Origin of the sequence: Sphingomonas sp. Leaf62, assembly GCF_001421915.1 — a bacterium.
Taxonomy (GTDB): domain Bacteria; phylum Pseudomonadota; class Alphaproteobacteria; order Sphingomonadales; family Sphingomonadaceae; genus Sphingomonas.
On the sequence record NZ_LMLN01000029.1, the window covers coordinates 1 to 20776 of the forward strand.

17 protein-coding genes and 1 tRNA gene are annotated in these 20776 nt (G+C 66.4%); 11 read left to right on the forward strand and 7 right to left on the reverse strand.

Features of this window, described 5'->3' with window-relative positions; all coding sequences use genetic code 11:
* Positions 1 to 761: 761 nt before the first annotated feature.
* The 3 genes from ASE91_RS14455 to ASE91_RS14465 all read left to right on the forward strand — a co-directional run bounded on the left by ASE91_RS14455 (position 762) and on the right by ASE91_RS14465 (position 6530).
* Positions 762 to 1496 carry a FadR/GntR family transcriptional regulator gene (locus ASE91_RS14455; RefSeq protein WP_056627264.1) on the forward strand — a complete coding sequence of 245 codons (735 nt, stop codon included), beginning with the start codon at positions 762 to 764 and terminating at the stop codon, positions 1494 to 1496.
* A 109-nt stretch (positions 1497 to 1605) separates the two neighbouring features.
* On the forward strand, positions 1606 to 4743 hold the full coding sequence (locus ASE91_RS14460; protein ID WP_056627267.1) for a TonB-dependent receptor: 3138 nt from the start codon (positions 1606 to 1608) through the stop codon (positions 4741 to 4743).
* 104 nt (positions 4744 to 4847) lie between these two features.
* Positions 4848 to 6530, forward strand: a complete 1683-nt coding sequence (locus ASE91_RS14465; RefSeq protein WP_056627272.1) for a GH35 family beta-galactosidase — start codon at positions 4848 to 4850, stop codon at positions 6528 to 6530.
* Positions 6531 to 7051: 521 nt separating this feature from the next.
* Here the strand turns inward: ASE91_RS14465 and ASE91_RS14470 are convergent.
* A tRNA-Pro gene (locus ASE91_RS14470) sits at positions 7052 to 7128 on the reverse strand.
* 164 nt (positions 7129 to 7292) lie between these two features.
* Between ASE91_RS14470 and lepA the strand changes: the two genes are divergently transcribed.
* The 7 genes from lepA to ASE91_RS14500 all read left to right on the forward strand — a co-directional run bounded on the left by lepA (position 7293) and on the right by ASE91_RS14500 (position 12960).
* Positions 7293 to 9101 (forward strand): translation elongation factor 4, encoded by a 1809-nt coding sequence (gene lepA / locus ASE91_RS14475; protein ID WP_056003014.1) that lies wholly within the window; start codon positions 7293 to 7295, stop codon positions 9099 to 9101.
* 92 nt (positions 9102 to 9193) lie between these two features.
* Entirely contained in the window at positions 9194 to 9532 is a 339-nt protein-coding gene (locus tag ASE91_RS20715; protein ID WP_235530498.1) for a hypothetical protein, read from the forward strand.
* A 188-nt stretch (positions 9533 to 9720) separates the two neighbouring features.
* On the forward strand, positions 9721 to 10056 hold the full coding sequence (locus ASE91_RS14480) for a phasin family protein (protein ID WP_056003017.1): 336 nt from the start codon (positions 9721 to 9723) through the stop codon (positions 10054 to 10056).
* 74 nt (positions 10057 to 10130) lie between these two features.
* On the forward strand, positions 10131 to 10889 hold the full coding sequence (gene modA, locus ASE91_RS14485) for a molybdate ABC transporter substrate-binding protein (RefSeq protein WP_056627275.1): 759 nt from the start codon (positions 10131 to 10133) through the stop codon (positions 10887 to 10889).
* Between the two features lie 10 nt (positions 10890 to 10899).
* On the forward strand, positions 10900 to 11589 hold the full coding sequence (modB, locus tag ASE91_RS14490) for a molybdate ABC transporter permease subunit (protein ID WP_056627277.1): 690 nt from the start codon (positions 10900 to 10902) through the stop codon (positions 11587 to 11589).
* Complete coding sequence (locus ASE91_RS14495; RefSeq protein WP_056627580.1) at positions 11579 to 12199, forward strand: ATP-binding cassette domain-containing protein; 621 nt, start codon at positions 11579 to 11581, stop codon at positions 12197 to 12199. Before modB ends, ASE91_RS14495 begins: the two co-directional genes overlap by 11 nt.
* 59 nt (positions 12200 to 12258) lie before the next feature.
* The gene (locus ASE91_RS14500; protein WP_156357864.1) at positions 12259 to 12960 is read left to right on the forward strand and encodes a hypothetical protein; all 702 of its coding nucleotides are present in this window, start codon (positions 12259 to 12261) and stop codon (positions 12958 to 12960) included.
* Here the strand turns inward: ASE91_RS14500 and ASE91_RS14505 are convergent.
* Genes ASE91_RS14505 through ASE91_RS14515 form a run of 3 tightly spaced genes read right to left on the reverse strand, consistent with a single transcriptional unit; the run spans position 12951 to position 14367 of the window.
* The gene (locus tag ASE91_RS14505) at positions 12951 to 13370 is read right to left on the reverse strand and encodes a hypothetical protein (protein WP_235530499.1); all 420 of its coding nucleotides are present in this window, start codon (positions 13368 to 13370) and stop codon (positions 12951 to 12953) included. The genes ASE91_RS14500 and ASE91_RS14505 overlap by 10 nt on opposite strands.
* Positions 13358 to 13807: a hypothetical protein gene (locus ASE91_RS14510; protein ID WP_056627286.1), complete on the reverse strand. Its 450-nt coding sequence runs from the start codon at positions 13805 to 13807 to the stop codon at positions 13358 to 13360. The genes ASE91_RS14505 and ASE91_RS14510 overlap by 13 nt, the downstream gene beginning before the upstream one ends.
* Positions 13804 to 14367: a hypothetical protein gene (locus tag ASE91_RS14515; RefSeq protein WP_056627288.1), complete on the reverse strand. Its 564-nt coding sequence runs from the start codon at positions 14365 to 14367 to the stop codon at positions 13804 to 13806. Before ASE91_RS14515 ends, ASE91_RS14510 begins: the two co-directional genes overlap by 4 nt.
* Positions 14368 to 14570: 203 nt before the next feature.
* On the opposite strand from ASE91_RS14515, the gene ASE91_RS14520 reads away from it, so the two are divergent.
* Complete coding sequence (locus tag ASE91_RS14520; protein WP_056627291.1) at positions 14571 to 17063, forward strand: PhoX family protein; 2493 nt, start codon at positions 14571 to 14573, stop codon at positions 17061 to 17063.
* 440 nt (positions 17064 to 17503) lie between these two features.
* On the opposite strand, the gene gspD is transcribed toward ASE91_RS14520, so the two are convergent.
* From gspD to gspI, 3 genes are all read right to left on the reverse strand, one after another.
* The gene (gene gspD / locus ASE91_RS14525; RefSeq protein ID WP_056627294.1) at positions 17504 to 19546 is read right to left on the reverse strand and encodes a type II secretion system secretin GspD; all 2043 of its coding nucleotides are present in this window, start codon (positions 19544 to 19546) and stop codon (positions 17504 to 17506) included.
* A gap of 11 nt (positions 19547 to 19557) precedes the next feature.
* The gene (locus tag ASE91_RS14530; protein WP_056627298.1) at positions 19558 to 20334 is read right to left on the reverse strand and encodes a type II secretion system protein N; all 777 of its coding nucleotides are present in this window, start codon (positions 20332 to 20334) and stop codon (positions 19558 to 19560) included.
* A partial coding sequence (gene gspI / locus ASE91_RS14535; RefSeq protein WP_235530500.1) for a type II secretion system minor pseudopilin GspI occupies positions 20331 to 20776 on the reverse strand: 446 nt, incomplete at its 5' end. The genes ASE91_RS14530 and gspI, both read right to left, overlap by 4 nt.

Consider the following 20776-nt stretch of genomic DNA (forward strand, 5'->3'; position numbering starts at 1 on the left):
GCTTCGTCATCGAGTTCGCCTTTCACCTTAAGGAGAACTCTCCACTTTTCCGGGGCAAGTCCAAACGTGCGAACCGACGCCTATGGCGGTTGGATCGGGCGAGCGTTCGCCATGACCGGAATCGGGTCTCAAACGAGAGGCAATAGATCAATCATTGTCGAGATGCCCCTCACCATATGCCGTTTGGTAACCCGATTTATCAATACACCAGCACTGGAGCGCAGCGCCATTTCGATCTCGATTGAAACAGCCCGATGCCGATAAGCATGCTTCTGCCAAGCACGACCATCGATCCTGCGATATACCACTGCCCGGTCACAACGAACAGACCGATGAGCGTGCACCCTTCTCTCCGACCCGCCAGCGGATAAGGCAAAAGGGCAATCGTTGAGCCACGAAGATCACTGTGGTGACAATGAGAACTCCGCGCTGCATGGATCGAGCGTTGTCTCAGCGCGAGGGATAACGCGATAAGGGGCAAGACCAGCTAGCATACGGGAAGTGGAATAGCGTGTTCCGCCGTTATCGTCGCTGTGCGACGACGGGCGTGTTCGATGGCTACCCTTTGTCCACGATGCGTAGAACGGGCAGATCACCAAGCCTGCTATCGAATGGAGCTCATGGGCCGTTCCACGCGCCCTTCATCTGCCCCGGTTTTCTGAAGAGCAGGCAATTGCCACTTCGAGCCGATCGACCGAACCGAAATTGGGTTAGCGCTCGCCCGCCGTCATGCTAGTCGCTTGCTCGTAAAAGGGAAAAGCATGGCCCAGGCTGAAAAACTCTATCGGCGCGTGATCGACTTCGCTGTGGCTCAAATGAATGCGGGCACCTTTCCTATCGGTGCTCGCCTGCCAACCGAGCGCGAGCTGGCCGAGAGCCTTGCAGTAAGCAGGGCTACCGTACGCGAGGCGATGGTCGCACTTGAAATCATGGGTGTGGTCGAAATCCGGAAAGGCTCGGGGATCTACGTCGTTGCGCCATCGGCGTTGAATGGCCGGGTCGCCGCGCTCGATATCGGCGCATTCGAGCTACTTGAGGCGCGGCGGAGCATCGAGGCGGAGGTAGCGGCGCTGGCGGCGCAACGGATCGCGGCCGATGAACTCGCCGAGCTACAGGCGTTGTTGGACGTGATGACGCAGAAGGACATCGCAGCCAGCGAACGGGCGGATCGGGAATTTCATCTTTGCATCGCCAAGGCGACCGGCAACGCCGCGATGGTGAGCGTCGTCACCGATCTGTGGAACATGCGCGACCGCTGTCCGCTGGCACGCACGATCCATCAGCGCGCACGTGGTGGCGACGAGCTGCTGCGCCTCGAGGAGCATCGCACCGTGTTCGACGCCCTGCGTGCGAAGGACCCGGATCATGCCCGGCAGGCGATGCGGGATCATCTCGACGCTGTCATCGATCATCTGTTGGCCAAAACCGAAAGCGACGAACTCGCTGCCGTGCGCCAGCGAAGCGCCGAACTGCGCGGCCGGATGCTCGTCAAATAGGCCTGATAAATTAGCCAGACAAATTGGTTGACAGCGAGTTCGTTACCGCTACCATAACTTATCAAGGCACGGCTCCGGGAGTGAGCCGGCATAGGAGCTGGAAAAGGGTATGTTTGGCGACGTCTTCCTGCGCGAACTGCGCGCATCGACTGCTTTCCTGCTGATCGCGACCGCCGCGTCGCCTGCACTAGCCCAGACCGGTACGGCCGCGCCCGAGCAGGAAACTGTCGATCCCTCTGCCACCGGCAACGAAGACATCGTCGTCACCGGCTATCGCGCGTCGCTGACCAGCCAGACGAACGCCAAGCGGAACTCGATCGGCTTCACCGACACGATCTTCGCCGAGGATATCGGCAAGTTCCCCGACACCAACATCGCCGAATCGGTCAACCGCATCCCCGGCGTGACGATCAGCCGCGAAGTCACCGGCGAAGGCGCGAACGTCGCGATCCGTGGCCTCGGCACCAACTTCACCCGCGTGCTGCTGAACGGTGCGCCGGTCGCGATCGCCTCGGTCCGCTTCGATGCGCAAAGCACCAACCGCGAGGTCGATCTCGACCTGATCCCGACAGAGCTGTTCACGCAGCTGACCGTCAGCAAGTCGCCCACCGCCAGCCAGATCGAGGGCGGCGCCGCCGGCACGGTCAACCTGCGGTCGGCGCGTCCGTTCGACAATCCAAAGCCCTATGTCAGCTATGGCCTGCAGGGGTCGAAGGTCAGCAGCGCCGACAAATGGGGTTATCGCGGCCATGTGCTCGCCAGCGCGACCTTCGGCGACTTCGGCATCCTCGTCGGCGGGGCGGCGGTCAAGAACCAGTTCCGCGTCGACGGGTTCGAGACGGTAGGCTGGACCAACCCGAACCTGACCGCGGCGCAGAGCAGCAGCGCGACCCGTAACGCGACCGGCGGCGGCAATTTCACCATTCCGGGCACCGTGCCCGCCAATGCCGGCAACGGCCTCGTTCCCGGCACCGTCATCGATCAGGCGTTCCTGCTGCGCAACAATCCCGGCGCGACGATCGAACAGATCGACAACGGCATCCTGCCGCGTCTTGGCCGGCCACGCACCGAAATCGGCGAACGCACCCGCTATAACGGCCTCGTCAGCCTCGAATGGCGGCCCAGCGACGCGCTGCACTTCTACGTCGACGGGATGTATGCCAAGCGCGATACCGAGTTCACCCGGACCGCGATGAACTGGGCGGTGCGCAACGGCGCTGCGATCCCGCTCAACACCACCTACGATCAGACCAGCTGCTCGGTCGGCTGCACCGTCACCGGCGGCACCTATGCCAACGCGCAGTTCTTCCTCGAATATCGCCCGTACAAGGACACGCAGGATTATTGGGGCGTGAACCCCGGCGTGGAGTTCGTGGTCAACGACTTCATCAAGGGCGATTTCCAGGCGAACTATACCAGGAGCAATTTCCGCCGCGAAAGCCCGACCTTCCTCGTCATTACCCCGCCGAGCAGCGGCACGACCGTCACCTACAGGAACGACGGCGGCATCCCGTCGATCACCACCAACATCGACCTGAACGATCCGCGCAACTTCGGCTGGGCCGGCGGCGGGCGCGTCAACCTGAACGGCGAGGAGCGCGCGACCGAGACGCGGGGCATCCGCGGCAGCTTGTTGTTCGGCGACGAGGCGAAGTTCAGCGTCCGCGTCGGCGGCGCCTATGACGACACCAAGCGCCGGATCACGCCGTTCGACAACACCATTCCGTGGCAGGCCGCGATCTGCGGCAACAACCCCAGCGTCGTGCTGCCCGGCCCGAACCGCCAGCCGATATGCGATGGCGCGAACCTGCCCGGCACGGTCGCGCCGGCGGGCTATCCGACCTATCCGGCCTATGGCACCGCCGCGACGCTGGGCGGCGCGCCACTGGTCTATCGCGGTTCGCTGATCCCGACCGCCGCCGTGCCGTCGTTCCTGCTGCCTGGCGACAACGGCTATGTTACCGTCGACTGGAACAAGGTGAAGGCCGCGACCGGCTATGACGCACTGCTGGCCGGTGCGACCGAAACGGGTTCGGGCAGCAGCGGCGCGAACGGCGGCCTGATCCGTGAAAAGGTGACCGGCACCTTCGTCGAGACGAACGGCGTGTTCGACATCGGCGATCAGGACACGCTGCGCCTGAACGGCGGCGTGCGCTATGTCCGGACCGAACAGATCGTCGGCGGCCGGACCACCATCCCCAATCCGCTCAACACGCGGGGCGGCGTGACCTGCCCGGGCACCAGCCCGACCTTCGCGCTCGATGGGTCGTGCTACGCCCCGATCGTCAACTTCACCGAGACGAACCGGCTCTATTCCAACTTCCTGCCCTCGGCGAGCATCGCCTACAGCTTCGGGCGCAAGGCGGTGGCACGCGGCTCGATCTCACGAACGATGACGCGGCCCGATCCGAACCAGTTGCTGCCCGGCGCCAGCTTCATCCAGCCATCGGCGGACGTCGGGACCCTCGGCAACAACGCGCTCAACCCGTATATCTCGGACAATATCGACCTCGGCTTCGAATATTACACCGGGGGCGAAGGCGTCATCGCGTTCGCGGCGTTCCGCAAGTCGATCACCGGCTTCACCGTGAACGGCGTGACCACCGTGCCCTTCTCGACGCTCGAACCGTTTGGCATCACCTTCTCGTCGCTGACCCAGGCGCAGCAGCAGGCACTGCTCGACCGGGCGCGTCCGTCAGGCATCACGCCCGAACAGGTGCCGATCCAGATTCAGCAGCAGGTCAACGCCGACGGCAAGCTGAAGGTCAACGGGCTGGAGTTCCAGATCACCCAGCCGCTCGATTTCCTGACGCGTCATATCGGCGTCGAAGGGTTCGGCGTGCAGGGCAACCTGACCCTGATCGACCAGAAGGGCGAAGGCACCGGCGCACCGGCGATCGCGCTGGGCGTCGCTCCCACCACCTATACGCTGACCGGCTATTACGAAGGCAACGGCCTGTCGGCACGGCTGACCTATACCTATAACGAAGGGTCGCAGCAGTCCGGACTGAACCAGAACGGCATCACCAATGCCGCGATCTTCGGGCGCAGCTACGGCCAGCTCGATTTCTCGGGCAATGTCGACCTCGGCAAGATCCTCGGCAACGACTATCTGCCCACCCTGGTGGTCAACGTCATCAACATCACCAAGGAAGCCCAGGCGAGCTACTTCCAGTTCCCGAACGCGACCTTCAACGAATACAACCCCGGCCGGACGCTGCTGCTCGGTGTACGCGGCAGATTCTGAGTTTGCTTTCCTTCCTTCCCCAAAGGCCTGCTCGGGCCGGTCTTCACGACCGGCCCACTTCTTTTAGGGGCGGTTGGGCCATGTTCTCGCGATCGGAAATGCCAATGCGCCTGCTCTTCTTGGTAACCGCGCTGCTCTTCGCCCTCTCGCCGGTCGCAGTCGTCGCGCAGGCGCGCGATCCGGCGCCGCCACGCCTCGAACAGCGCGGGAAAGCCACGCAGCTCGTCGTCCAGGGCAAGCCGTTCCTCATGCTGGGCGGAGAGATCCATAATTCGAGCAGTAGCGATCTCGCGTACATGGCGCCGATCTGGCCGAAGCTGAAGGCGATGAACCTCAACACGGTGCTGGTGCCCATCGCATGGGAGACGATCGAGCCGGTCGAGGGACAGTTTGATTTCACGCTGCTCGACGGGCTGTTGCGCGGTGCCCGCACGCACGACCTGAAGGTCGTGCTGCTCTGGTTCGGCGCGTGGAAGAACACGTATTCCAGCTACGTCCCCGCCTGGGTGAAGCGGGACCAGACCCGTTTCGCACGCGTGCTGACCGCCGATGGGCGCGGCACCGAGCGGTTGTCCGCCTTTTCCGACGCGGCGCGCGATGCGGATGCACGGGCATTCGCCCGGTTGATGCGCCATCTGAAGGCCATGGACGGCGCGCAGCAGACGGTGATCTCCGTACAGGTCGAGAACGAGGTCGGGGTCATCCCGCAGTCACGCGATCATTCGCCTGCCGCCGAGGCGGCGTTCGCCGGTCCTGTCCCGGCAGTGCTGATGGAGCAGCTCGCCGCGAAGCGGACACGTATTCACCCCGAACTGCGCACCGCCTGGGAGCAGGCCGGCGGCCGGGGGGCGGGGACGTGGCGCGACGTCTTTGGCGACACCGGCATGACGGAATCGCTGTTCATGGCATGGCACTATGCGACCTTCATCGAAAAGGTCACCGCGGCCGGTAAGGCCGAATACGCGCTGCCGATGTTCACCAACGCAGCGCTGATCCGGCCGAACTACCAGCCGGGCCAGTATAATTCCGGCGGTCCGCTGCCCTTCGCGATCGACGTTTACAAGGCGGGTGCGCCCTCGCTCGACTTCCTCGCCCCCGACATCTATTTCGAGGACTATGTGAACTGGGCGTCGCAATATGCGCGGCCGGACAATCCGCTGCTGGTGCCGGAGGCGCGCGGCGGTCCTGCGGGCGCGGCGAACGCACTCTATAGCTACGGGTCGCTCGGGGCGATCGGCTTTTCCCCCTTCGGCATCGACGGTGAGGGCGTGGTGCTTCAGGGGGATGCGAGTATCGGGCTGCAGGCGGCGGGCGAAGGCGATCCGGCGATGGCGCATCTCTACGGCCTGCTCGCTCCGCTGGCCCCGCGCATCCTCGACGCTCAGGCAAAGGGCACGATCTCGACCGTCATCCTCGAAGGCGGCGCCCAGCGGTCGGGTCGCGGGCGGATCGGCGACTATCTGGTCGACGTGCAGCGTGCGACCGGTCCCGACGGCAAGCTCGATCCGCTCAGCCGGGTAGCGGCGATGTTTCTGCAGACCGGACCTGACGAGTTCACCGTCGTCGGTGCGGGCGACACGCAATTGTCCTTCACGACCGACCGCCCGGGCGCGCCGACCGCCGGGATCGAGAGTGTCGATGAACAGTTTCTCGGTGTCACCGGCGCTCCGCGGACCGGTCGCCGGCTAAATGGGGACGAGACGGGGCAAGGACAGGGCCTGCGCCTGTTCTCGACCGATGCTGCGGACCGGAAAGCCTACCGCCTGCGGCTATACCGGTATCGTTGAGGTCGGTGCAGGTCGCGGTTTCGGTCTTCGTGCCGGCACAATCGACCTGCCGAACCGATCGCCTCACCGGGCTCATTTCTGCTGAACAGATGACCGCTTTCCGCAAGGGCGTTCGGAAAGCTGCGCGACCCATCATGAGCCAGCTACAGGGTCGGTGCTGCCAATCTGGCTTGCAGTATGCGGTCCGACTGCCCGCGCATCGCATCCAGGAAAATGCGTTTCAGCGTCGCCGCATCGGTCGAGGACCCACGCCGTCCGTACGCCAAACGCAAATCCTCCAGAGCGCCCCCAAGGCGCTCGGCGATGCCGCGGGCATGGTAAAATTTGCTGTACCCAGCGGCAACCCGATCGCGATCATCGTGCCGCGAAGAGTGATTTTGCGACGCCAGCAGAACAGGTGTCCGCGGCGGGCGAGGTTAGGATACTTCTCCGCATGTACGGCCGTGTACAGCGAAGAGGACATTCTGGGGGGTAGGGGGCTCCCTCAGGGGGGAAGGACGTCTACAACGCTTTAGTGAAATTGGTCGGGGAGAGAGGATTCGAACCTCCGGCCCCTGCCTCCCGAAGGCAGTGCTCTACCAGGCTGAGCTACTCCCCGACGGAGTATCGACGGGCTGCTCGAGGCACCCGCCGTTGCTTGGAGGCGCGCCTATAGCGGGCGGTCACCGGCTCCGCAAGCGGGATTCGTACGCCGCGCTGTTTGGCTTTGAGCGCGAAGCTGCTACGGGGCGGACACGACCTTCTCTTACCGATTGTGTGACCGTGGCCACTCCGCTCGACAAACTGCGTAATTTCTCGATCATCGCCCATATCGACCATGGCAAGTCGACGCTTGCCGACCGGTTGATCCAACGGACCGGCGGCCTCGCCGAGCGCGAGATGTCGGCGCAGGTGCTCGACAATATGGAGATCGAGAAGGAACGCGGCATCACCATCAAGGCGCAGACGGTGCGGCTCGAATGGAAGGGCCATGTCCTCAACCTGATGGACACGCCGGGCCATGTCGACTTCGCCTACGAAGTGTCGCGGTCGCTGGCGGCGTGCGAGGGCGCGCTGCTGGTGGTCGACGCGGCGCAGGGGGTCGAGGCGCAGACGCTCGCTAACGTTTATCAATCGATCGAGCATGACCATGAGATCATCCCGGTCATCAACAAGATCGATTTGCCTGCGGCCGAGCCCGAGAAGGTCAAGGCCGAGATCGAGGACCTGATCGGCCTCGACACCTCGCGCGCGGTGCTGGCATCGGCCAAGGCCGGGATCGGCATCGACGAGATCCTCGACGCGATCGTCGAACAGATTCCGCCGCCCAAGGGCGATGCCGCCGCGCCGTTGAAGGCGATGCTGGTCGACAGCTGGTACGATCCGTATCTCGGCGTCGTCATCCTGATCCGCGTGATCGACGGGTCGATCCGCAAGGGTCAGCAGATCAAGTTCATGAACGCCGACACGACGCATCTGGTCGACCGCGTCGGCGCGTTCCGGCCGAAGATCGAGCAGCTGCCCGACTTGGGGCCGGGCGAGATCGGCTTCATCACCGCGCAGATCAAGGAAGTGGCGCAGACGATGGTCGGCGACACGATCACCGACGCCAAGCGTCCGACCGCCGAACCGCTGCCGGGGTTCAAGGAAGTGCAGTCGGTGGTGTTCTGCGGCCTGTTCCCGGTCGATGCCGCCGATTTCGACAAGCTGCGCGAGTCGATCAGCAAGCTGCGGCTGAACGATGCCAGCTTCACCTTCGAGATGGAAAGCTCGGCCGCGCTGGGCTTCGGCTTCCGTTGCGGGTTCCTGGGCCTGCTGCATCTGGAGATCATTCAGGAGCGGCTGACGCGCGAATACGACCTCGACCTGATCACGACCGCGCCGTCGGTGGTGTATCAGATCGAACTGACCCATCCCGATCCGGCGGGCATAACCGAGATCGACCTGCACAATCCGGCCGACATGCCCGACGTCAACAAGATCAAGACGATCAGCGAGCCGTGGATCAAGGCGACGATCTATGTCCCCGACGAATATCTGGGCGGCATATTGAAGCTGTGTCAGGACCGGCGCGGCATCCAGCTGAACCTGACCTATGTCAGCGGTCGGGCGCAGGCGACCTATGAACTGCCGCTCAACGAAGTGGTGTTCGATTTCTACGACCGGCTGAAGTCGCTGTCGAAAGGCTATGCCAGCTTCGATTACGAACAGATCGGCTATCGCGAGGGCGATCTGGTCAAGATGAGCATTCTGGTCAACGAAGAGCCGGTCGATGCGCTGAGCATGATCGTCCATCGCGGGACCGCCGAAGTCCGCGGGCGCGGTATGGTCGAGCGGCTGAAGGAACTGATCCCGCGCCACCTGTTCAAGATTCCGATCCAGGCGGCGATCGGCGGCAAGGTCATCGCGCGCGAAACGATCAGCGCGATGCGCAAGGACGTGACCGCCAAATGCTATGGCGGCGACGCCAGCCGCAAGCGCAAGCTGCTCGACAAGCAGAAGAAGGGCAAGGCGAAGATGCGCGAATACGGATCGGTCAGCATCCCGCAGGAAGCCTTCATCGCCGCATTGCGCATGGGCGACGAAAGCTGATCCCGGCCCCGACCGCCGTCGGGGTGATCATCAACAGTCGACATAAAAGCGGCCGATGCCACGGGGGCACCGGCCGCTTTTTGATGTAGGCAGTGCTGGCTTACGCCAGAACGCTCATCACCATCTGGACGGTCAGTGCGACCCCGGCCCAGCCGATCGCGGCCATACCGACCATAGTGGCGATGGTCGCTCGCCCGGAATATTTGGTGTGCATCCTCGCCCTCCTTGTTCTTGTCTGGGACAGATTGTTCGAAACCGGCGACGATTGCAAATTTGTGATTGCCCGGATTTGGCGTAAAATTGCTGCAGAAACCGTGCGTTTGCTGCACTGCACAACGAAATTTGCGCAGTGCAAAAACTGCGTTCCGACCGCACGTGCCAAAATGGAACGATATTTTTGGCGCGCCTTCGCAGCTGCAATGCGTGGTTAATGCGGTCCGACAACCTGAAAATTTTTTTTCGCCCCCGTTTGGCGTAGCGAAATTAGCGCGGATTCTGGCTGCAAACGTTTTGCATGCGATTCGTGATGGATGGTTCGAATCGAATTTTGCCTTGGAACTTTTGGCCGATTCGAACGTCGGCGGGACGCCGGTTTCGGCATTACGACATGGAGAACGACATGACCGACACTGATCGAACGTTCGGCGGCGCGCAGCAGGCTACCGATCAGATGAAGGCAGCAGGCGATCGGATGCAGGCGGCCGGCACGCAGATGACCGAACAGGGATCGCAGCTCGGCCTGACCATCCTGTCGCAGGCCGAATCCAATACGCAGGAAGCGTTCAAGGCGATGCGTGCAGCCGCGCAGGCCCGCGACTTGAACGAAGTGATGAAGATCCAGTCGGAATATATGCGCGAGCAGGGATCGCGGTCGATGACGCAGGCCCGCGAAGTCGGTGAGATGATCGCCCAGTTCGGACGCAGCGCCATAGGACAGATGACCGGGCGCGACTGACCGGTCTATGCCGATGATCCGTCGCGGCCATGGGCTGCAATGGATGGGTCGTTGTGGAACCTGAAGGGATTGGAATGGGTCGTTGGTTCCTGTGGCTGTTTGCCCTGCTGACGCTGGCAGGAACCGCAATTGCCCAGTCGAAGCCGCCGGTGGTGCTGGCCGCTGCCAGCCTGCAGGAATCGATGAACGCGGCGGCGGATGCATGGGCCGGGCGTGGCCATGTCCGGCCGACACTGTCCTTTGCCGGCAGTTCGGCGCTGGCGCGGCAGGCCGCGGCGGGCGCGCCGGCCGACCTGTTCGTGTCGGCCGATGTCGTGTGGATGGACGATCTCGATCGGCGGGGACTGCTTGCGCCGAACACCCGTGTTAACTTGCTCGGTAACCGGCTGGTCCTGATCGCGCCGGTCGACAGCAAGGTTCGCGTGGCGTTGCGTCCGGGTGTCGACGTGGCGCGGGCGCTGAACGGCGGACGGCTGGCGATGGCCGATCCCGATGCGGTGCCGGCGGGGCGCTATGGCAAGGCGGCATTGACCCGGCTCGGCGCATGGGCCGGCGTCGCGCCGTCGGTGGTGCGTGCGGAGAATGTTCGCGCCGCGCTGGCGCTGGTCGAGCGCGGGGTCGCGCCGCTCGGCATCGTCTATGCCACCGATGCCAAGGCGTCGGCGAAGGTGCGGGTCGTCGGCGTCTTTCCGGCGGCGAGCCATCCGCCAATCGTCTATCCGATCGCGCGGCTGAAGGCATCGCGCAACGTCGACGGCGAGCGATTCCGCCGGTTTCTGATCAGCCCGGCCGGCAAGTCGATCTTCAAACGCTACGGCTTTTCCGCGCGCTGATGATCGGCTGATGATCGATAGCGCCGAGTGGGCGATCGTCCTGTTGTCGTTGAAGATCGGCGGGGTGGCGATGCTGGCGGCGCTGCCGGTCGCCTATGCACTGGCATGGACGTTGGCGCGCGGGCGATTTCCGGGAAAGGTGCTGCTCGACGGGGTCGTCCATCTGCCGCTGGTGCTGCCGCCGGTGGTGACCGGGTGGCTGTTGCTGCTGGCGTTCGCGCGAGGCGGACCGATCGGTGGCTGGCTGGAATCATGGTTCGGGGTGAGCGTATTGTTCCGATGGACCGGGGCGGCGATCGCGGCGGCGGTGATGGCGCTGCCGCTGATGGTCCGTGCGATCCGTTTGTCGATTGAGGGCGTCGACCGGCGGCTGGAAAGCGTCGCACGGACGCTGGGGGCCGGGCGCGTGCGGGTCTTCTGGACGGTGACTGCGCCCCTCAGCCTGCCGGGCATGCTGGCCGGCATGGTGCTGGGCTTCGCCCGCGCGTTGGGGGAGTTTGGGGCAACGATCACTTTCGTATCCAACGTGCCGGGCGAAACCGCGACGCTGCCGATCGCGATCTACAGCGCGTTGCAGGTGCCCGGCGGAGAGATCGGCGTCGTCCGGCTGGCTGCGCTGTCGGTGGCGCTGTCGCTGATCGCGCTGGTGCTGTCCGAATGGCTGGCGCGGCGTGGTGGTCGGGGCGGCCATGTCCTTTGATATCGATGTCACCGTCCGGCTGGGCGAGGCGGTGATCGGTGCGGTCGTGCCCGATGACGGGCAGGACAGCGGACTGACGGTGCTGTTCGGCCCGTCGGGCGTCGGCAAATCGAGCGTGCTCAACATGGTCGCGGGATTGTTGCGCCCGGCGGCGGGGCATGTCCGGGTCGGTGGGCGCACGCTGTTCGACGGCGCGGCCGGAATCGACGTCGCGGTACCCGACCGGTGCTGCGGCTATGTGTTTCAGGAGCCGCGCCTGTTCCCGCACCGCCGGGTCGCGGCCAATCTGCGCTATGGAATGGGGCGGGGTAAGCCGCCGATCGGCTATGCCGACATGATCGCGCTGCTGGGGCTGGAGCATCTGCTCGACCGCTGGCCCGCGACGCTGTCGGGCGGCGAGGCGAAGCGGGTGGCGATCGGGCGGGCGTTGTTGTCGGGCGCGCGGTTCCTGTTGATGGACGAACCGCTCGCGTCGCTCGACCGGGGGCGGCGCGAGGAGGTAATGGTCGCGATCGAACGGCTGCGCGACACGCTGCGCCTGCCGATCCTGTACGTTACCCATGATGCGGCGGAGGCGGAGCGGCTGGCGACGCGCATCGTCGCGATGTGACCATGGTGCCGCCGCAATCGGCAGGTTATGTCGCGCACGAAACGATCGGGAGTTCTGCGATGCGGATGTTGGTGGCAGGGTTGGCGATGCTAGCGGTGGTGCCGGCAGGCGCGCAGGAAGCCGAACCCGATGGTCCCGACATCGTCGTCATCGCCGGCAAGCCGCTGAAGCTGAGCACAAAGGTATTGCGCGCCGCGCAACGCCGCTTCGCCACCGACCGTGCCGAACTTTCCCCGAACGGCGCATTGCGGTTCGAACTGTGGCGCGGTGGCAAGCGAATCCCGGCGGGGGTCGTTTCGCTGGCGCTGAGTGACGGGGCGGGCCGCGAACTGCCGGTCGCGGTTGACGGCGAGGGTCGGATGGTGTTCGCGACGCTGCCCGAAGGGCGCTGGTTCCTGACCGCGCCGGCGCAGTCGCAGGGGATGGAGCTTCGTCCGATCATCCTGTCGACCGGCACGACGGCGGGGGACCGGCGGCTGGGCGACCTGCGGATGGAATGCCGCGTCATCTTTTCGATGGCCAAGGCACAGGCGTCGATGCTGGCGTTGCCGCTGATCGGGATGATCGATGCGATCGGCGGCTGCGAGAGCAAGCGGTTCCAGATGTTCCATCCCAGCGAGCATCCGATCGCCAGCGCCGATGCGATCGGGCCGGCGGGGCCGCAGGCGCTTCGGCTGTGGAGGGACGGCAGGGCTTATGCGCCGCCGCTGGCCGACCGGACGCTCGGCAACGAGGTGCGGGTCAGGCTCGCCTATCGCTGATCGTCGGTGCCGGGCACCGGTACGCGCGCCGTCTGTCCGCCGCGGGTGAAATAGGCGGCGTCGATCGCGAGGCTGCGCAATTGCCAGCCATCGACGCTATCGCCGGGCGACAGGGTGCGCGTACCCTCTGCGCCGCGGACCAGCGCGACGGCATCGCGGCCGAGCCGCCCGACCACGCCCAGCAACACCGGCGCGTCATCGGGCAGCGCATCGGCGGCGGGCGGGGCGAACAGCGTCCGGGCAAAGGCGGCGCGCAGCGGCGGCGGGGTGGCCGGGGCGGCCAGCGGCCCGACCACCGGCGCCGGTGCCTCACCGCGATCGGTGTCGCGCAACAGCCATGGCGGCAGTGCGAGCGCGACCAGCGCCGCCGTCGCGATCAGCCCATGGTCGCGCATGCTCATCCCCGCCATGGGGCCACCAGTCGGGCGTCGAGCTGCACCCCGCCCGGGCCTGAGGTAAGTCGCCATGCCGCCATCCGCACCGGCGGGCCGCCCCGTTCGAGCAGATCGGCGAACGCCACCAGCGCCTTTTCGCTGCCCGATACGCGCAGGGTCAGGATGGCGAGCGGGGCGGGGGCGGCGGGATCGGCGGCAAGGCTTTCGATCAGCACCCCGCCGCGCGCGGCATCGGCACGGACGCGGGCCGCCAGACGGCGGGCGGCGTCGGCGGCATTGTCGGCGGGGAAGGCCGCACCGGCGACCGCGACCGCTGCAGGGATGGTTGTCGCGTCGGCGCGGGCGGTGTCGCGATCGGCACGGGCGGTCGCGAGATCGTCGAGCGCGCCGGCGGTCGGAACGGCGAGCAGCGCGGCGATGCCGAGCGCGATCAGCGGCAGGCGCGGCGTCATCGCGGCTGTTCCAGCGTGATCCGCATCCGCCCGTCGCCATCGGCGCGGCTCTGCGCGACGGCGCGCAGCCCGCCCAGCGCCGGATCGCGACGGAGCGCCGACAGGGCGCGATCGGGATCGGGGGCGGCGACGTCGATGGTCAGCGGGCCGGTGTTGCGCTCGACGCGCAGCAGCGCGGCATCCTTGGGCAGCGCGCGGGCGATCGCCTCCACGGTCGCGCCGAGCGTCGGCGCATTCCACGCCGTGGCGAGCGCGGCGCGGCCACGATCGCGTTCGGCCCGCGCCGCAACGGCCGGTGCCGACCGTTCGGTCAGGGCGCGGGTCTCGCGCCGGACGTGCGCGGTCATCAGCGTCGCCCCGGCAAGCGTCAGCAGCGGGGTGGCGACGATCGCGAGCGCGAGGATCAGGCCGGCGCGATTGGGCCGGGGCCGGTCGGCGGGCTTCGGGGGTGGATCGACCGGTACCGGCGGGCGCGATGCCGGCCGCGCCGCGCCCAGCGCCCGGTCGAACAGGCTGGGCCGCACGGGCGCGCTGTCATTGGCGGGGCGGGGATCGGCCATGGTCCGCTCCTACGCCCGGGGGCGGTCGGTGGACAAGCGGGATCGGGCCGGCGTCGTCGATCAGCACCCCCGTCACGGAACCGTCTTCATTCCGCCACGCGATCGTCTTCGATCCGCAATCGCCGTGTCGCAGCTTTGCGCCAACGAGGGGCTGGGGAAGACGCCGGCGGTGCCGGCTTCCGGGACAGATTGCGGGGATTTTCATGGCGAACAACGACCTGACCATCGGATACGACGATGGCGATATCGAAACGAATCTGAGTAACGGACCGAGCCTGCAGGATCTGGTCGACCAGCGCTATTCGCGGCGGCAGGCGCTGCGCGGCGGCGCGTCGACCGCGGCGGTCGCGGTGTTCGGCGGGTCGCTGCTTGCCGCGTGCGATGACAAGGTCGAGGGCATCGACAACACCCCGCCGGTCGTCGGCGGCCGGTCGAGCGGTGCGACCACCGGTGGCCGCGTCGTCGTGCTGACCGGCACCGCTACCGACGACAACGCCATCGTCACCCAGGCCTTTACGCAGGTGTCGGGTCCGACCGTTACCCTGTCGAACGCGAACACCGGTGCCGCGACCTTCATGGCCCCGGCGGTATCGACCACGACCAACCTCGTCTTCCGCTACACCGCGACCGACGTGAAGGGTGCGTCGAGCAGCACCGACATCACCGTCGCGGTAGCGCCGCCGACGCTGGGCTTCTCCGCCGTTCCCAAGAGCCTTGCCGACGCGCTGACCGTTCCGGCGGGCTATACCGCGACCGTCCTGTACCGGCTGGGCGATCCGCTCAACAGCGCGACGGCCGCCTATGCCAATAACGGCACCGATACCGGCTTTTCGGCGCGCGCGGGCGATCATCACGACGGCATGAGCTATTTCGGTCTCGCCGCCAGCGGCACCGCGCAGGACGCGAACAATTCGACGCGCGGCGTGCTGGTGATGAACCACGAGAATATCTCGGAACAGTATCTGCACGTGAACGGCGTGACGTCGGTCAACGGCGTCCGTCCGACCGCCGAGGTGGTCAAGGAAATGGAATGCCACGGCGTGTCGGTGGTCGAAGTGACCCGCGCGTCGACCGGTGGCTGGAGCTATGTGCAGGGGTCGGCGCTGAACCGCCGGATCACGCCCTATACGCCGACGACGTTCAGCGGTCCGGTGCGCGGCAACGCGTTGCTGTTCACCGCCTATTCGACCGATGGTACCGCCGGGCGCGGCACGATCAACAATTGCGCCAACGGCCATATGCCGTGGGAAACGTACATGACCTGCGAGGAAAACTGGGCAGGCTATTTCCGGCGGGACGCGGGCGACAATGTGCGGCGCGCGGCCGCGCTGGGTACGAAGGCGGTGCAGGCGTTCACCCGCTACGGCCTGAACACCGCGAGCGGCGACACGCTGCGCGGCGGCAATTACAGCTGGACCACGGCGGCAGAGGCGGTGTCGGGCCAGACGCTGATCCGCAAGTTCAACGCGACCGTCGACGCCACGCAGCCCGCCAACGGCACCGGCGACTTCCGCAACGAACCGAACCAATATGGCTGGTGCGTCGAGATCGATCCCTATGATCCGGCCGCCGCGCCGCGCAAGCGCACCGCGCTCGGCCGGATGAACCACGAAGGGGTATGGCCGGGCCGCGTGTTCGCCGGGGTCAAGCCGGCCTTCTACATGGGCGACGACGCGCAGAACGAATATATCTACAAGTTCGTGTCGAACACCGCATGGGTCGCGGCGGATGCGGCGGCGACCAACCGCCTTGCGATCGGCGACAAGTATCTGGACAGCGGCACGCTGTACGTCGCGAAGTTCAACGCCGATGGCACGGGCGAATGGATCGCGCTGGTGTTCGGGCAGAACGGCCTGACCGCCACCAACCCGCTCTATGCCTTTGCCGATCAGGCCGATGTACTGACGCATTGTCGCCTTGCCGGCGATGCGGTCGGCGCGACGCGGATGGATCGTCCCGAATGGACCGCGGTCAACCCAGCGACCGGCGAGATGTACTGCACGCTGACCAACAACTCGTCGCGCGCACCGGCACAAGTCGACGCCGCCAATCCGCGGTCGTACATCGACCCGCGCACCAACGGCACGCGTTCGACCGGCAATGCCAACGGCCATATCGTCCGCCTGCGCGAGCGCGGCGACACGACCGAAGCGACGGCGTTCACGTGGGACGTCTATGCCTTTGGTGCCGGTTCGGACCTCGACCCGACCAACATCAACCTGTCGAGCCTCGACGCGACCAACGACTTCTCCAGCCCGGACGGGCTGTGGTTCGGCCGCGCATCGAACGCCAGCGGACAGGTGACGCCGGTGCTGTGGATCCAGACCGACGACGGTGCCTATACCGACGTAACCAACTGCATGATGCTGGCGGCGATGCCGGGCACCGTCGGCGACGGCGGCACGCGCACGATCACCAATACCGGCGTGTCGGCGACCAGCACCGCCACGACCCGTATCGGCAAGGCACCGGGCACGACGCTGCGCCGCTTCCTCGTCGGGCCGGTCGGCTGCGAGATCACCGGCGTCGATTCGACGCCGGACGGCCGGTCGCTGTTCGTGAACATCCAGCATCCCGGTGAGAACGGCAACCTGTCGAACATCACCAGCATCTGGCCGGCGACGACGGCGGGCAGCCGTCCGCGCTCGGCGACGGTGGTGATTACCAAGGAGGACAATGGCGTGATCGCGCTGTAAGTCTTTGGTTCTAAGATATCTGGGCGGGCGGTGGTCGAAAGGCCGCCGCCCCTTTCGCGTTCAAAGGTCACAAAGGTCACACTCGTGCGCATCGTGCGGCGAGTGCGGTTCCGGTACATCGACCCAGCGCTGCACCGGGCGACTGCGGACGCGGCGGACCGATTTCAGCGCCGTGGCGGCGTTGCGCGTCGTGAACGATGCTTCGGCATTGCGCTTTCCTCGCACCTTGCCACCGACTAAAATCGGTACCGTCCCGATGATCCAAGCGGATCGACAAATGCACCAGCCAAGGAGCGCGAACCTGGCCGTCGATCCTGCGCAGGATCGCGCGATGTAGGAAAGCGCCGATATCGGACCGCGTGCCGCGCCCGCCCGTTAATAACGGTACCCCTCGGCCCGGTCGAATCGCGCGATCGGTCCGGGCCGGGCGGCGGGTGCGGTCAATAGATGCCGTCGATTTCCATCGTCAGGCGCGGGGCGGGGGGATTGAGCAGCAGGCTGCGCTTGTCGCCCTGTAGCACTTCCTCCTGCCGGAGCCGGTCGTAGCGGCTCTTGGCCGCTGCCGCCGCGTCGGCACCGTCGCGCAGGATGGTGGGTTTGAGGAAGACGAACAGCGTGCGCTTTTCACGGCGTTCGTTGCGGCCCTTGAACAATTCGCCGAGGATCGGAATGTCGCCGAGGACCGGCACCTGGCTGCGGACGCGTTGGTAATCGTCGCTGGTCAGGCCGCCCAGCACGATCGTCTGGCCATTATCGGCAAGAACGGTGGTGTTGGCCGATCGTTTGTTGGTGATGATGTCGGCCGCGCCGCTGACCTGTGTGGGCGCGATCGAGGATGCTTCCTGACTGACTTCGAGGCGGATCGTGTCGCCGGCATTGATGCGCGGCAGGACGCGCAGGGTGATGCCGACGTCCTTGCGCTCGATGGTGGTATAGGGATTGGCGGTGCCGTTGCCGGTCAGGATCGATCCGGTGACGAACGGTACTTCCTGCGCCACGACGAACTCGCCGAGCTTGTTGTCGAGCACCGTGATCTGCGGGGTCGAGAGCAGATTGGCTTTGGTCGACTGGCTGAGCGCCTGCACAAGGATCGAGAAGTCGTTGCCGATGCCGATATTGCCGCTGATGCCGTTGCCGAGCAGATTGCCGGCGGGTACGCCCAGCGCGCGCAGGATGCCGCCAAGCGATGCACCGCCATTGTCGAACGACGTGGCAACCCCTTCGACGCGGGTCAGCGCCGCGCCCGACGTGCCGATCTGTACCGCCAGTTGTTCGGCGTCCTGACCGGTGATTTCGGCGATCGCCGCTTCGATCAGCACCTGCGGACGGCGCACGTCGAGATCGGGGATCAGCCGTTCGATCTGGACGATGGCGGTGGGCGTGCCGCGCACGACGACGGCGTTGATGTCGGGGGCGGGCTGGACGGTGATGTCGGGGGTGGTGAAGCCCTGTGCCGGGGTGGTCGACGCGTTCTGGCCGACCGTGCTGATGCTGGCGCCTGTACCGGTCCCGACGCCGTTCGCGGCGGCGATCCCCGCCGCGCTCGCGCCGCCATTGGCGATCAGGCCCGACAGCGCCGCGCCGGCATTGTTGCGCTGGCTGGTGGTCGAGAGACTCCGTGCGACCGGGTTCGAGGCCGATTGCTGCTGGCCGAGAATGCCGCGCAGGACCTCCGTCACGCTTTCGGCATCGGCATAGTTCAGGCGGAATACGCGGGTCGAGGGGGTCGTGCCGCTGCCGCGCGCGTCGAGCGACTGGGCGATGCGCCGCGCCTCGGCGACGCCCGCCGGGGTGCCGCGCACGAGGATGGTGTTGCTGCGCGCGTCACCGGCGACCCGTGCGCCGCCTTCGCCCAGCACCGCCTGCATCGCCGTCGCGATATCGGCGGCGTTGCCGTTTTGCAGTGTGATCGTGGCAAAGGTCGATCCGCCGCCGCCGTCGAGCGATCGGGCCAGCGCCTCGATCCGGCGGACATTGTCGGCATAGTCGGTGACGACGATCGCATTGGGCTGGGTCAGCGGTTCGACGCTGCCGAAGCTGGCGACCAGCGGGCGGACGATCCGCGCCGCATCGGCCGAGGGGACGTTCGACAGCCGCACCATCCGCGTGGTCAGTTCCTGTCCGCCGACGCCGCGCCCGCGCACCCCGCCGTCGCGCACCGCGTTCGCCTGCGGAATGATCCGCCATGCCGATCCGGAGCGGACCGCCGCAAAGCCGTTGGCGCGCAGCACCGACTGGAACAGCTCCCACACGCCCGCCGGCGACAGCGGTTCGGCGGAGGTGACCGTCACTTGCCCCTTGACCGTCGGGTCGAGGATCAGCGTGCGGCCGGTGATGCGGCTGATCTGATCGGCGACGTCGGCGATCTCGACGCCGCGCATGTTGACGACGATGTCGGCCGCCTGCGTCTGGCCCATGACCGGCGACAGGCTGGTCGCGGCGAGCGTGAGGGACAGGAACGCGGAAACGAGGCGATGGCGCACGGAGGGAGACCCTAACGAATGGGAATGGAGACGGTGTTCGGCTTGCCGTCGCGAAGGATGGTGACCTGGGCCTGCCCCGATGCGGCGGCGCTGGCGATGGCGGCGTTGGCCGCCGACGGATCGGTCAGGGCGGCGCCGTTGACCGACTGGATGACGTCGCCCGCGCGCATGCCGGGCGGCGGGTTCGCACCGATCGCATAGCCGCCGGCGACCGGGGTCGCGTTCAGCCGCGACAGCACCGTCTGCGCGCTGGGCGGCGGCGGCGGGGCTGCGGCGGTGGAGGGCTGTACGGTGAAATTGGGGGCAGGGGCCGCCTGACCGGGGGTCGGCGTCGCCTGTCCGAACGGATCGGGGAAGGCGAGATATTCCAGCCGCCCGCCATTGTTCAGGATGATGCGGTCGCGGCGGATCTCGGTCACCTGCGCGCCGGCCAGCGCATCGCCGACCTTGAACGGCTTGGCCGCTTCGTTGCCGATCGACACGAACGAGATCGACAGTTCGGCGGGACGGGCGAAGACCACGCCCTTCAACACCGCCTGGATGGCCGTGGGGCTGGTGGCGTCGGCGGCGGTCGGGCTGCCGAAGGGTGCCCAAGCGAGCGCCGGGCCGGTGTCGACGGTGACCGCGCGGGTGCGTGCTGCGGACGGCACGGTGATCGCGCCGGTGCCGGCATGGCCCGCGATCCGCCAGACGAGGCCGGCCAGCGCGAACGCGACCGACACGATCGCGGCGGCGGCGAGCCAGTCGACCCAGCGTTCGCGCCAGCGCAGCCGTTCGACGACGATCATGCCGCGTCCTTGCGCAGGAAGCCGTCGAGCCGGGCCATCGGCGCTGCCTCGCCCGCCGGGGCGACGGTGATCGTCACCCGGTCGAGCGCGGGATCGCTGGTCGCGGTCCGGTTCACCGCCACGCTCCATTGCCGTCCCAGCATGTCCACCGCGTCCGCATTCGCCTCCGGCGTCCCCACTTCAAGATCGGCCAGCCGGTTTTCGGCGACCCACATCGCAATCGCGCGGCGTTCGACGCCACGGGTCGAATCGATATGCTGCTCGACCGCGCCGATCAGCCCTACCGTGGCGATCGCCAGTACCGCCAGCGCCACCATCGCCTCGATCAAAGAAAAGCCGGCATCGAGTTGATCCTTCCCGCTGTGCGGGGAGGGGAACCATGCGCAGCATGGTGGAGGGGGAGGGCGGCGCAACGCAACGGCAGCGTATGCGGCGACGCCCC

Coding starts and splice junctions, on each gene's coding strand:
- ASE91_RS14455 (WP_056627264.1), top strand. CDS start 762: ATGGCCCAGGCTGAAAAACTCTATCGGCGCGTGATCGACTTCGCTGTG.
- ASE91_RS14495 (WP_056627580.1), top strand. CDS start 11,579: ATGTCCTTTGATATCGATGTCACCGTCCGGCTGGGCGAGGCGGTGATC.
- ASE91_RS14505 (WP_235530499.1), bottom strand. CDS start 13,370: ATGGCGGGGATGAGCATGCGCGACCATGGGCTGATCGCGACGGCGGCG.
- ASE91_RS14460 (WP_056627267.1), top strand. CDS start 1,606: ATGTTTGGCGACGTCTTCCTGCGCGAACTGCGCGCATCGACTGCTTTC.
- ASE91_RS14530 (WP_056627298.1), bottom strand. CDS start 20,334: ATGATCGTCGTCGAACGGCTGCGCTGGCGCGAACGCTGGGTCGACTGG.
- ASE91_RS14465 (WP_056627272.1), top strand. CDS start 4,848: ATGCGCCTGCTCTTCTTGGTAACCGCGCTGCTCTTCGCCCTCTCGCCG.
- ASE91_RS14480 (WP_056003017.1), top strand. CDS start 9,721: ATGACCGACACTGATCGAACGTTCGGCGGCGCGCAGCAGGCTACCGAT.
- ASE91_RS14510 (WP_056627286.1), bottom strand. CDS start 13,807: ATGACGCCGCGCCTGCCGCTGATCGCGCTCGGCATCGCCGCGCTGCTC.
- modA (WP_056627275.1), top strand. CDS start 10,131: ATGGGTCGTTGGTTCCTGTGGCTGTTTGCCCTGCTGACGCTGGCAGGA.
- modB (WP_056627277.1), top strand. CDS start 10,900: ATGATCGATAGCGCCGAGTGGGCGATCGTCCTGTTGTCGTTGAAGATC.
- ASE91_RS14520 (WP_056627291.1), top strand. CDS start 14,571: ATGGCGAACAACGACCTGACCATCGGATACGACGATGGCGATATCGAA.
- ASE91_RS14515 (WP_056627288.1), bottom strand. CDS start 14,367: ATGGCCGATCCCCGCCCCGCCAATGACAGCGCGCCCGTGCGGCCCAGC.
- ASE91_RS14500 (WP_156357864.1), top strand. CDS start 12,259: ATGCGGATGTTGGTGGCAGGGTTGGCGATGCTAGCGGTGGTGCCGGCA.